We start from the raw sequence: 12,493 nt of genomic DNA, 5'->3' as shown, positions 1-12,493 counted from the left end.
CGACGTCGAGTTCGCCGAGCAGCCGGTCGACGGCGGCGAGCAACGAGCCGCGCAGCGGCCACACCGCCGGATCGACGTCGGCGAGCAGCAGCCCGGCCAGCAGCGCGCGCGCCTCGCCGACGGCGGTGAGCGCCGCGGCCAGCTCGGCGGTGTGCGCGTCGTCGGCGTCGTCGACCTCGGCGCGCACGAGGGTGCCGAAGGCGCGCACGCTCGCGGCGAGCTCGGTCATCAGCACGCCCACGGCCCGCCGCAGCTCGGCCTCCACAAGTGTGGAGGGTTCGCCGGACGCCTCGTCCGCCTCGCCGGCACCGGGGGCGACGGCGCCGTCCGCGAGCGAGCGGAACACCGCGCGCAGGTTGACGGCCGAACGCTCGAGGGCGTCGAGCCCGCTGCGCAGGTCGGGCGTCGAGTCGACCGTGCCGAGGGCCCGCGGGTTGAGTCGCCGGCTCTCACCCGCGTCGACGAGCACCCGGTCGACGCGTCCGATGTCGTGGTCGAGCGACCGCACCCGACGCAGCCAGTCCTGCGCCTCGTCGCGGCCGACCTCGCGCTCGGCGAGGGCCGCGGCGACCTCGTCGAGCAGCCGGCCCAGGTCGTCGGCCAGGCGCTCGATCGCGGCACCGGCCGTGCGGGTGCGCACACGGGGCGGCAGCAGCACGCTGGCGGCCAGGCCGACCCCGGCGCCCACGAGCGTCTCGTAGACCCGGTCGGTCGCCGCGAGCCCCGCGCCGCCGACCGCGAGGATGAGCATCGCGCTGATCGGCACCTCGAGCAGGTGCGGCCCGAGCCGCAGCAGTTGGCCGACGGCCAGCGCCGCCGCCGTGATCAGCGCCAGGCTCCACCAGGTGAAGCCGAGCAGGTCGGCGACGACGATCGCGATGCCGACGCCAACCACGACGCTCACGATTCGGCGGGCGGTGTCGGCGAGCGTCCCGACGAGCGTCACCTGCACGACCAGCAGCGCCGTCAGGGCCGCCGTGGTCGGCTTCGGCGTCCCGATGACTGCGCGGGCGACGACGAACGCGGCCGTCGCGGCCGCGGTGAGTCGCAGCGTGCGGGCCGCGGCGGGACGCCCGCCGTCGCGCAGCCGTTGGCGCTGCACGTCGACGATCCGCCGGGCCCGCGCACCGGCCGTCATCCCGACGTGGGCTCCGCGGCGAGTTCGGTGCACTCGAGCATCACCCGCGACGAACTGACCAGCCCGAGCTGGACGGCCCGCGCCGGCAGCACGGAGTTGAAGGCCCAGTCGGCGGCGACGCGGGCGCGGTTGCCCGGCATGGCGAACAGGTGGTACCCGCGGGTGATCGCCTTGGCCGGCGGCCCGGCCAGGGGCACGTGCAGCGGGTTGGCGGCCGCGTGCGCGCCGCCGAGGTCGACGAGGAAGCCGAGGTCGCGGTGCTTGTACTCCTTGAGCGCGCGCCCGGCGAGGGAGGCCGCGACGTTGCGCGCGAGCAGCTTGCCCTGCCGTTGGGCGTGCTGCGCGGTCATGCCGGTGACCTCGCCCGGCCGGGTGAGGTCGGGCACCGCGGCGCAGTCACCGCCGGCGAAGACCTCGGGCCGGCCGGGCACGGCCAGCGTCGGCTCGACGACGAGACGCCCGTGCTCGGTGCCGAGGCCGAGGCGGCCGACCAGCTCGTCGGGCCGCACGCCGACGCACCAGATCAGCGACCGTGTCGGGATGAGCTCGCCGTTGCTCATCCGCACCGCGTCGTGCTCGGCGTGCTCGACCGACTGGCCGAGGCGGACGTCGACACCGCGGCCGCGCAGCACCCGGTCGGCGGCGGCGGACAGGTGCCGGTCGAGCTCGGGCAGCACGCGGTCGGCGAGGTCGGCGAGCACCCAGCGGATCGGCTGGTCGCGCAGCGCCGGCAGTTGCCGCACGAGCCGCCTGGTGAGCAGCTCGCCCTGGGCCGCGACCTCGGTGCCCGTGTAGCCGGCGCCGACGACGACGAAGGTGCACCGCGCCGTGCGCTCGGCGCGGTCGTCGGTCGCGGCGGCGAGCTCGAGCTGCTGGGTGATGTGGGCGCGCAGGTACAGCGCCTCGCCGATGCCTCGCACGCCGTGCGCGTTCTCGGCGACGCCGGGGATCGGCAGCAGCTTGTTCACGCTGCCGGCGGTGAGCACCAGCCGGTCGTACTCGAGCTCGCCGCGGCCTCCGTCGGGGTCGACCCAGCCGACCCGCCGGCCGTCGAGGTCGATGCGGTCGACCTCGCCGAGCACCAGCCGCGCGCCGGGTAGTTGCCCGGCCAGCGAGACGCAGATCCGGCGCGGCTCGAGCACCCCGCCGGCGACCTCGGGCAGCAGCGGCAGGTACAGGAAGTAGTCGGTCGGGTTGATCAGCACGACCTCGACGTCGGACGCGTGCCGCAGCAGGCCGCGCGCCGCGTTGTAGCCGGCGAAGCCGCCGCCGACGATGACCACCCGTGCCGCGCTCATCCTTCGACGATAGAGGCGCCGGCATGGGCGGCGGCCAGCCGTGCGACGGCGCTCACGACGGTGTCCGGCGAGCAGGCCAGGTTGATGCGTGCATGACCACGTCCCGGCGCCCCGAAGGTGGGCCCGCTCGAGAGGGCGACGCGGGCGTGCTCGAGTGCGTGGACGGCGGGATCGTCGCCCCAGCCGAGCCCGCGCAGGTCGAGCCAGCCGAGGTACCCGGCGTGCGGGCGGCGCAGTCGCGCCTGCGGCAGCCGTTCGCTGAGCAGCCCGTCGAGCAGCGCGACGTTCTGCTCGATCGCCTCGACCGTCGCGGCGAGCCATTCGCGGCCCTCGGCGAAGCCGGCGCGCGTGGCGAGCAGCCCGAACAGACCGGTGCGGGCGGTCACCTCCGCGGGCAGCGACCGGATCAGCCCGGTCATGCGGTCGCCCGCAGCGACGAAGAAGGCCGTCTTGAGCCCGGCGAGGTTGAACGCCTTGCTGCCCGAGTGCGCCGCGATGCCGTGGTCGCGGGCCTCGTCCGAGACAGTCAGGTACGGGACGAAGGCGCGGCCCGGGTGCGTGAGCGGTGCGTGGATCTCGTCGCTGACCACGAACCCGCCGCGGCGGTCGACGATGCGCGACAGGGCGACGAGGCTGTCGCGATCGTGCAGCAGGCCGAGCGGGTTGTGCGGATGGCAGAGCAGCACCCCGCGGGCACCGGCGGCCAGCGCCCGGTCGATGCCGTCGAGATCCATGGCGAACCCGGTGCCGTCGTCCAGCAACGGCACCTCGACGACCCGTGCGCCCGCCTCGGGCAGCAGGTCGAAGAACGGCGGGTAGACCGGCGGCATGATCACGACGCCGTCGCCCGGGGTGACGAGCCGCCGCAGCGACTCGACGATCACCACGCTGACGTCCGTGGTCGTGGTCGTGCGGTCGGGCTGGGGCGTCCAGCCCCAGGCCGTCGCGGCGAAGTCCGCGAACGCCTCGGCCGCCGTGGTGTCGGTCGGGTCGACGTAGCCGGTGTCGCCGCGGTCGATCGCCTCGTGCAGCACCTGCCGGATCGGCGGTGCGAGCGGGAAGTCCATCTCGGCGATGAACATCGGCAGCACGTCGGGTGCGTACGTGCGCCACTTCACGCTGCTGCGGCGGCGCAGGACGTCGATCGGGTCGGCCTCGGTGACACCCATCCTGCCGACCGTAGTCGGCGACGAGCGCCGCGGTTCAGGGTGCGGTGCGGACGAGCTTCGCGACCGCGTCGGCGAACGCCGCCGCACGTTCCTCCTGCCCCGGCGCCAGCTCGAGCGCGGTGGCACGGAACGACCGCGGCGCGACGAGGGGACGCACCCGCTTGCGGCGCAGGGCGCGCCGCACGTCGCGACCGCCGCCGCGGCGTGGCCACCCGCGGCGCCGCACGGCGATCACCGCGACGCGACGGGGACGCACGGCGGGGTCGTCGAGCCAGCGCAGCAGCTGCTCGCCGCCGCCGGCGAGCACGACCAGGTCGGCCTCGTCGACGACCTCGCGCGCGACCTGCTCGGGGCGCACGCACGGGGCGCTGAGGCGCTCGGCGACGAGTTCGGCGAGACGGCGCACCGACGGGTCGGGCGCGGCGTGGACGACCAGCATGGCTCCAGCCTCGCCGCGCCGGGGGTCGGGAAGCAGGGACCAAAGCACGACGGCGGTCACGTCATCGGCCCGGCCCGGCGGTGCCGGCCACCGCGGTGCGCGCCGGTGGCCCGTCGGGCGTGCCGGCCGGGTCGACGGCGTCGAGATCCAGCACCTCGCCGAGCGCGTGCGCGGCCGCGCTGCGGTGGGTGGTGACGACGAGGGTGCGGTGCCGGGTGGCCGTCAGGACGTCGGCGAGGACGGCGGCCTCGGTGTCCGCGTCCAGGTGCGCGGTGGGCTCGTCGAGCACCAGCACCTGCGGGTCGGCGAGGAGGGCCCGGGCGAGCAGCAGGCGCTGGCGCTGGCCGCCGGAGAGCCGGTCGCCGTCCGTGCCCGCGGCGGTGTCCCAGCCGTCGGGCAGTGCCGCGATCACGTCGGCGAGGCCGGCCAGGCGGGCGACGCGGTCGAGCTCGGCGTCGGAGGCCTCCGGCACGACCACGCGCACGTTGTCGCGCAGCGTGGCCTGGAAGACGTGGTCGCCCTGCAGCGACCCGGCGACCGACCGGTGGCGCAGGGCCGGGTCGAGGTCGGCGACCGCGACCGAGCGCCCGTCCGCGGTGAGCGTCAGCGTGCCGCTGGTGGGGACGAGGCCGAGCAGGGCCTTCAGCAGCGAGGTCTTGCCGCACCCGCTCGCGCCGGTCACGGCGAGCCCGTGGCCGGCCGCGACCGTGAAGGCCAGGTCACGCAGCACCGGTGGCGCGTCGCGGTCCGGTCGCACGGTGAGCCCGGCGGCGACGACGCCGAGCGGGCCTGCCGGCGGTGCTGCTGCGACGTCGCCGGCCTGCGCGGCGGCCGGGTCGGACAGCACCTCGCCGAGGCGGCGCAGCCGGGCGCCGGTCCCGCGCAGGGCCACGGCCGACGGCGGCAGCGACGCGACCGCCTCGAACGCGACGAGGACGCAGGCGACCAGCACGGCGAGCGCCGTGCGGTCGAGGGTGCCGGAGGCGACGGCGTGCGCGCCGGTGAGCGGCACCGCCGCCAGGGCGACCGCCTCACCCGCACCCGCGACCACTGCACCGAGCGCGGTGGCCAGCGCGGGGCGGCGCCCGGACGCGACCGCCTGCGCGTCGCCGGCGCGCACCTCGTCGATGGCCGACGGCAGCGCACCGTAGGCCTCGAGCTCGGCGATGCCGTCGACGACCCCCACGAGCCGGGCCTCGCGGGCGCCGACGGCGGCGGCGAGCACGGCGCCGTCCCCGGCGGCCCGGTGCGCGAGCAGGGTGCCGCCCAGCCCCGCCACTGCCAGCCCGGCGGCGAGGCCGACCCCGGCGGCCGGCACGAGCAGCGACACGACGAGCAGGGCGGCGACGGCGGTGATCGCCGCGCCGGCCACGGGCACGGCGCCGCGCACGATCGCGTCCTGCACGCCGTCGACGTCGCCGACGAAGCGCCGTAACGCGTCACCGCGGCGCGGCTGTGCGAGCGCGAGTGCCGTGCGGGCACGCCCGGCGAGGGCGGTGAAGACGGCGACGCGCAGCCGGGCCATGAGCCGCAGGGCGACGTCGTGCGACACGAGCCGCTCGCCGTAGCGCAGCAGGGCCCGGGCGATGGCGAAGGTGCGCACGCCGACGACGGCGAGGGCGAGGGCCTGCACGTTGGGGTGTTCGGCGGCGCGGCTGATCAGCCAGGTCGAGGTACCGGTGAGGCCGAGACCGGCGAGACCGGCCAGCGCGCCGAGCACGCAGGCCAGCAGCAGCCCGCCGCGCAGGCCGCCGTCGCGCAGCAGGCGACGCACCGACAGACGCGGTGCCTCGAGCGGCGCCGTCACCATCGCCGGCACGGGCTCGTCGGTGTGCGGCTCGTGCCGCGGCGCCGGCGCGCCCGGCGTCACGCGGTGTCGGCGGGTGATCGCGGTGATGCGTCCGTCGGTCAGACGCACCTCGCGGTCGGCGACGGCGACCATCGTCGGGCTGTGGGTGGCGAAGACGACGGTGCAGGCACCGGCGAGCTCGGCGACCACCCCGGCCACGACCCGTTCGGTGTCGACGTCGAGGTCCTCGCTCGGCTCGTCGAGCAGCACGGTCGGCACGGCGCCGCGGCGCTGCACCGACCGGGCACGCAGCAGCGCGCGGGCGAGCGCGATGCGGCGGCGCTGGCCGGCCGAGACACCGACGCCGTCCTCGCCGAGCGGCGTGCCCGCCGCGGGCGCGTGACAGCGGGCGATGACCGCGTCGACGGCCGCGTCGTCGGCGGACGGGTCACCGAGCCGGATCTCGTCGGCGACCGTGGCGCGGTTCGGGCGCGGGCGCTGCGGCACCCAGGCGACGTCGGCCGCCCACCCGCGGCGGCCGACCGTCCGCAGGTCGACGAGGTCACCGCCGACGCCGATGCTGATCTCGCCGGTGTCCGGGGCGGTCGAGCCCCGCAGCAGCGCGAGCAGCGTCGACTTGCCCGCGCCGCTCGGCCCGGTGAGGGCGACGAGTTCGCCGGGCTGCACGGACAGCGACACCCCGGCGAGCGCGTCGGCGCGACGACCCGGGTACCGCAGGGTGACCGTGTCGACGACGACGGTGCCGTCGCACGGCGGCGGCGTCGCACCGGTCGGCCGGGTGTGCTGCTTGGCCTCGTCCAGCATGGTGAGCACGCCGGCGACGGCGGCCGCGCCCTCGGCGCTCGCGTGGTACTGCGCGGCGAACTGCCGCAGCGGCCGGAACACCTCGGGGGCGAGGAAGAGCACGAGCAGTGCGGGGGCGAACGCCACCGAACCGCTGTCGAGCCGCAGCCCGACGTCGACCGCGACGATCGCGACCGACAGCGCCGCCGCGAGGTCGAGCACCATGGCGGACAGGAACGCGATCCGCAGGGCGCCCATGGTGTGCCGGCGGTACCGCTCGCTCGCCGCCTCGACGGTGCGTGCCTGCCGGCGCACCTGGCCGTAGACGGCGAGGGTGGTGAGGCCGCGCAGCAGGTCCACGAAGTGGCCCGAGAGGTGCTGCAGGACGGCGTACTGGCGCTCGACCCGCCGCTTCGTCGTGATGCCGACGAGCGCGAGGAGGAGCGGGACGAGCGGGATCAGCACGGCGAGCACGAGGGCCGCCTGCCAGTCGGCCCACGCGATGGCGGCGAGCACGAGCGGCGGCGTCGTGGCACAGGCGACCAGTGCGGGCAGGGCCTGGGTCGTCCAGCCGTGCAGGCCGTCGAGGCCGGCGCCGAGATCGGTGACGAGCCGGCCGGCCGGCTGCTGCGCCGCCCAGCCGCTGCCGAGCCGCTCGAGCGCGTCGAGCGCCTGCCGGCGCAGGTCGGCGCGCACCCGCAGCGAGGCGGTCTCGCCGAAGTACTCCTGCGCCGCGCGCAGGCCGCCCCGCACGGCGGCCGCCGCGGCGACGAGCACGAGGTCGCGCGTGGTCGTCGCGGTGACGGCGTGGTGGGTGAAGACGGCCGCGATCGCCGACGTCAGCAGCCCGAGCTGCAGGACGAGCAGCACCGAGCCGGTGAGCTGCACACCGACGGTCAGCGCCAGATGACGGCGCAGCGGCGCCGAGACCCGGAGCAGGGCGGGGTCGAGCGGACGGCTCACGAGGCGGCCTGGGCCGCACGCTTCATGCGCTCGAGGGCAGAGCCGGCGGAGGTGTCCGCATCGATGACGACGGTCTCGAGGCCGACGCGGGCGCGGAACACCCAATACGTCCAGGCCTGGTAGGCGAGCACGATCGGCGTGAACAGCAGGGCGACGACGGTCATCACCACGAGCGTGGTGTGCGTGGAACTCGCGTTGTGCACGGTCAACGACCACGCCGCGTGGTTCCGCGCCGGCAGCACGTCGGGCCACAGCGCCGAGAACAGCCACACGGGCAGCAGCGCGCACACGGCGGCCGACGCCCAGAACGCACGGGCCGCCCGCCGGACGAACGTGCAGAGCGCCGACGTCACGAACAGCGCCGCGACGACGGCGGCGAGCACCAGGCTCACCCAGCCCCCGCGGATCGTGGCGGACCAGACGAGGAAGGCGACGGCGAGCGGCGCGACGACGATGGCCAGCGGCCGGGACAGGGCGGCGGCGCGCGCGGCGGTCGGGCCGATCGTGCGGAACGCGAGATAGGTGGCGCCGTGATAGGCGAACAGCGTGAGCGTGACCAGGCCGCCCAGCAGCGCGTACGGGTGCAGCAGCGACCAGAACCCGCCGGTGACGACGTGGTTCGCGTCCATCTGCACACCGCGCAGGAAGTCGGCGAAGGCGACGCCGAGCAGCAGCGACGGCAGCAGCGAACCGACGATCGTGGCGCCGTCGCACCAGGCCCGGGCCCGTGCGGTGGTGACCTTGCTGCGGTACTCGACGCCGATGCCGCGCAGGATCAGCCCCACCAGCAGCAGGGCGAAGGCCAGGTAGAAGCCGCTGAACACGCTGGCGTACCACTCGGGGAAGGCGGCGAAGGTCGCGCCGCCGGCCACGAGCAACCACACCTCGTTGCCGTCCCACACCGGGCCGATCGCGCGCAGCGCCACCTGGCGCTCGGCGTCGGTGCGCCCGACGAAGCGCAGCAGCATGCCGACGCCGAAGTCGAAGCCCTCGAGGGCGAGGAAGCCGGCCCACAGCACGGCGATGACGCCGAACCAGAACGCTTGCATGTCGATCCTTTCGAGGGAGCCGGTCAGATCAGCGACAGGACGGGGTCGTCGATCGGGCGGCCCGTCGGTGTGCCCTCAACGGGTGTGGAGGGCGCGTCGGGTCCGTGCAGGGCGATGCGCCGGACGATGCGGAAGCAGGCGATGCCGAGCACGCCGTACAGCGCGGTGAAGCCGATGAGCGTCGCGAGCACGGCCCCCGCGCTCACGTTGGGGCTGACGCCGTCCTTGGTGCGCAGCAGGCCGTAGACGAGCCATGGCTGACGGGCGGTCTCGGTGAACAGCCACCCGAAGCTGTTGGCGAGCAGCGGCAGGCCGACGATCCAGGTCGTCACGCGCAGCAGCCGGCGGCTGCGGTCGAGTCGTCCGCGCCGCCACTGCACGGCCAGCAGCAGCGCTATGAGGCCGGCGAGCACGCCGAGCCCGATCATCAGCCGGAACGACCAGTAGGCCAGCCAGACCACGGGCACGTAGCTGCCGGGGCCGTACTTCGCGATCTCGGCGCGCTGCACGTCGTTGATGCCCTTGACCGTGCCGTCGGTGCTGTTCGTGGCGAGCAACGAGAGCCCGCCCGGGATCGAGATGTTGATGCGGTTCTTGCCCGCGTTGCCGTTGCCCGCGTCGAGGTCGGCGTACGCGAACAGGCTGAAGTCGGCGGACTTCTCGGTGTCCCAGAGCGCCTCCGCCGCGGCCATCTTCATCGGCTGCTGGTCGGTCATGATCTGGCCCTGCACGTGCCCGACGGCCGACACGCCGACGACGGACACGAGCAGGACGCCGAGCGCCATGCCGGCGACCTTGCGGTGGGCCGGGTCGGTGTCGGCGCCGCGGCGCCGGAGGTGGTACGCGCTCACCGACAGCAGCAGCGCGCTCGCGGTCATGAACGCGGCGAGGATGGTGTGCGGGAAGGTGACCAGCTGCGTCGAGTTGAACAGGACCTTCCAGATCGAGGTGAGCTCGACGCGCTGCTTCGCGGCGTCGTACCGCAGCCCGACCGGGTGCTGCATGAAGCTGTTGGCGGCGAGGATGAAGTACGCGCTGATGGTGGTGCCGGCAGCGGCCAGCCAGATGGCGGCGCAGTGCATGCGCGGCGAGAGCACGTCGCGTCCGAAGATCCAGAGGCCGAGGAAGGTCGACTCGAGGAAGAAGGCGATCAGCCCCTCCATCGCGAGGGGAGCGCCGAAGATGTCGCCGACGAACCGCGAGTACTTCGACCAGTTCATGCCGAACTGGAACTCCTGGACGATGCCGGTGACCACGCCGAGTGCGAACAGCACGAGCATGATGCGGCCCCAGGAGCGGGCCGACCGGTCCCAGACCGCGCCGGCCTCGGTGCCGCGCTTGCGGTAGGCGAGCGTCTGCATCGCCGCGACGAGCGCGGTCAGCCCGATCGACAGCGGCACGATCAGGAAGTGGTAGACGGTGGTGGTGGCGAACTGCCAACGGGCCAGGATCACGGGGTCCACGTGCGGTCCTCTCGACGATGGACCCATCGTCGGTGCGGCGCGGGGCCGGTCGGCAGGGACGCTTGGCGGGGCGCGGTCACGTCCGTGTCCCGGGCTGCCCGGGCTCAACCGGTGTTGAGGTCGCGGCGCCGGAAGAGCCACACCGCGCCGGTGAGCAGCGCGGCGGCGGCGAGCAGCATCAGCAGGTAGTGCAGGGGTCGCGCCGGCTGGGCCGGCGCTGCCGCCATGTAGTGGAAGACGGAGCCGAGACGGAGCCAGTGGCACGACGGCACGGCCGTCCCGAGCAGGTCGAGCAGGAACGAGACGGCGACGAGCCCGTAGACCGTGGGCGCCGCTGTGCGCGCACGGACCGCGAGGGCGACGGCGCCGACGCCGAGCACCACGAGGGCGGTCGGTGCGACGTTGAGGCCCGCGCCGACCAGTGTCATCAGGTGCGGACGTTCACCGGCCGTCACGGCGCCGGCCCACACGCCGACACCGCCGAGCGCCGCCGCGGCCACGACGGCCACCACGGCGAGGGTCAGCCGGTCGATCAGGACGGCCGAACGTCGCAGGGGCTGGGCCACCAGCAGCATGAGGCGGCCCGACCGCTCGTCGTCGGCCAGCGCGCCCAGCAAGCCGGCCGGCACCAGCGCGACGAGCACGGCGACGAAGAGGAAGCAGACGCCGAGGAACTGGTCGAGGGTCGGGGCCGCGCCGCCGAGCTGGTGCAGCACGCGGCGCATGCCCTCGGGCAACGGTCGCACGGCGACCCGGCTGACCGCACCGAGGGCGGCCCCGGCCAGCACGACACCCGTCGCCCACGACACGACCAGCGGCCGTTCCAGCCGCAGGCCCAGCGCGGTCACCGTGGTCACCTGTGGCGCGTCGGGACGCGCCTCGGTGCGGTGCAGCACGGCGGCGCCCACGTCGCGACGGGCGGCCAGCCGGCAGGCGGCGCCGACCAGCACGGCCACAACGACGAACGCGAGCAGCGTGGGCCGCGGGTCCGGCCGCACGAACGGCCAGGAGCGCTCGGCCCAGCCGAACGGCGTCCACCAGAGCAGCCAGGCGGTGTGCGCCCCGGCGTCGGCGACCATGCGCACGACGAACAGCCCGCACACCGCGGCGAGGCCGAGCATCGCCGCCCCGCGGCGGGTGGGCGCCAGCTGGGCCGCGAGCGCACCGAGCGCGACGCCGGCGAGCATCGGCAGCACCGTGGCGATCGCGTAGAAGACCGCCGCGCCGACGCCCCAGCCGTACGACGCGCCCTGTCCGGTGGTCGCCGTGGCGGCGGCGAGCACGAGGGCGATGGCGCCGGTGGCGGTGAGCATCCCGGTGACCGTGGCCGCGGTCGCGCCGGCGGGACGCAACCGGCCGGTGAGCAGCAGCTGCCACCGCCCGGTCTCCTCGTCGCCGCGCAGCAGCGTGACGGTGCGCAGCAGCGCCCAGACCGCGCCGAGCACCGTCAGGGTCACGTAGCCCTTGTAGGCGACGTAGCCACCGACGGTGTCGATGTGCCGCGCCGAGCCGAACACCACCTGCAGGCCGGTGTCCGACCCGGTGAGCGACACGGCCGCCCTGCGTGCGTCCGCCGTCGGGAAGGTGTGCACGTACGCGACGGCGTCGACGACCGTCGTCGTCGCGAAGACCGCGGCGACGGCCGCGGCGCCGCGCGCGACGCGGGCCAGCGCGAACCGGCCGATCGCCGGGGCCGCGGTGCTCACGGGCGGTCCGCGCCGTACTCGGCGAGGAACAGCTCCTCCAGCGAAGGCTCGTGGGTGCGCAGCTCGAGCACCGTGCAGCCGGCGAGCGCGGACAGCAGCGGCGCCATCGACCCGGTGAGATCGCACTCGACCACGTGCCCGTCGACGTGCAGGCGCTGCACGCCCGCGATCTGACGGAGGTCGGGCACGGCGCCTGCGACGACGATCCGGACGTGCACGGAGGCCATGGCACGCAGCCGGTCGAGGCTGCCGATCTCGAGCAGGCGGCCGGCGCGCAGCATGCTGACGCGGTCGCACACCGCCTCGACCTCGGCCAGCACGTGCGACGACAGCAGCACGGTCTGCCCGCGCTGCTTCGCCTCGCGGACGCACTCGCGGAACACCTGCGCCATCAAGGGGTCGAGCCCGGTCGTGGGTTCGTCCAGCAGCAGCAGTTCGGCGCGCGACGCGAAGGCGGCGACCAGCAGCACCTTCTGCCGGTTGCCGTGGCTGGCGGCACGCATGCGCACGGTCGGGTCGAGCCGGAACCGCTCGAGCAGGTCGGCGCGGTAGCGCCGGGGGCTGTGGCCGTGCCGGGGGGGGCGCCGGTCGCGCCCCAGGAGCCCCGTCACCGCCCGGCACACCCAGACCTCGGTCGGCCCCGCCGCCCGCCGGCGGTGCGCGACCGCCGCGGCA

9 protein-coding genes are annotated in these 12,493 nt (G+C 75.4%); all 9 read right to left on the bottom strand.

Features of this window, described 5'->3' with window-relative positions; genetic code table 11:
• On the bottom strand, positions 1-1,138 hold a 1,138-nt coding region (locus tag ACTHMS_RS04130; RefSeq protein ID WP_440305401.1), incomplete at its 3' end, for an aromatic acid exporter family protein.
• The gene (locus ACTHMS_RS04125; protein ID WP_440305400.1) at positions 1,135-2,436 is read right to left on the bottom strand and encodes an NAD(P)/FAD-dependent oxidoreductase; all 1,302 of its coding nucleotides are present in this window, start codon (positions 2,434-2,436) and stop codon (positions 1,135-1,137) included. The genes ACTHMS_RS04130 and ACTHMS_RS04125, both read right to left, overlap by 4 nt.
• Positions 2,433-3,605 (bottom strand): MalY/PatB family protein, encoded by a 1,173-nt coding sequence (locus tag ACTHMS_RS04120; protein WP_440305399.1) that lies wholly within the window; start codon positions 3,603-3,605, stop codon positions 2,433-2,435. The genes ACTHMS_RS04125 and ACTHMS_RS04120 overlap by 4 nt, the downstream gene beginning before the upstream one ends.
• A 34-nt stretch (positions 3,606-3,639) precedes the next feature.
• On the bottom strand, positions 3,640-4,044 hold the full coding sequence (locus tag ACTHMS_RS04115; RefSeq protein ID WP_440305398.1) for a hypothetical protein: 405 nt from the start codon (positions 4,042-4,044) through the stop codon (positions 3,640-3,642).
• Positions 4,045-4,105: 61 nt separating this feature from the next.
• Positions 4,106-7,600, bottom strand: coding sequence for a thiol reductant ABC exporter subunit CydD (cydD, locus tag ACTHMS_RS04110; protein WP_440305397.1), 3,495 nt, complete (start codon positions 7,598-7,600; stop codon positions 4,106-4,108).
• Positions 7,597-8,655, bottom strand: a complete 1,059-nt coding sequence (gene cydB / locus ACTHMS_RS04105) for a cytochrome d ubiquinol oxidase subunit II (protein ID WP_440305402.1) — start codon at positions 8,653-8,655, stop codon at positions 7,597-7,599. Before cydB ends, cydD begins: the two co-directional genes overlap by 4 nt.
• A gap of 17 nt (positions 8,656-8,672) precedes the next feature.
• Positions 8,673-10,112 carry a cytochrome ubiquinol oxidase subunit I gene (locus ACTHMS_RS04100; RefSeq protein ID WP_440305396.1) on the bottom strand — a complete coding sequence of 480 codons (1,440 nt, stop codon included), beginning with the start codon at positions 10,110-10,112 and terminating at the stop codon, positions 8,673-8,675.
• 104 nt (positions 10,113-10,216) lie between these two features.
• Positions 10,217-11,818, bottom strand: coding sequence for a hypothetical protein (locus tag ACTHMS_RS04095; RefSeq protein WP_440305395.1), 1,602 nt, complete (start codon positions 11,816-11,818; stop codon positions 10,217-10,219).
• On the bottom strand, positions 11,815-12,493 hold a 679-nt coding region (locus tag ACTHMS_RS04090; RefSeq protein ID WP_440305394.1), incomplete at its 5' end, for an AAA family ATPase. The genes ACTHMS_RS04090 and ACTHMS_RS04095, both read right to left, overlap by 4 nt.

The sequence above is a fragment of the Jatrophihabitans sp. genome, from assembly GCF_051960575.1.
In the GTDB taxonomy this organism is placed as follows: Bacteria; Actinomycetota; Actinomycetes; order Mycobacteriales; family Jatrophihabitantaceae; genus JBQCEE01.
This window is presented reverse-complemented; position numbering and strand designations above follow the sequence as displayed.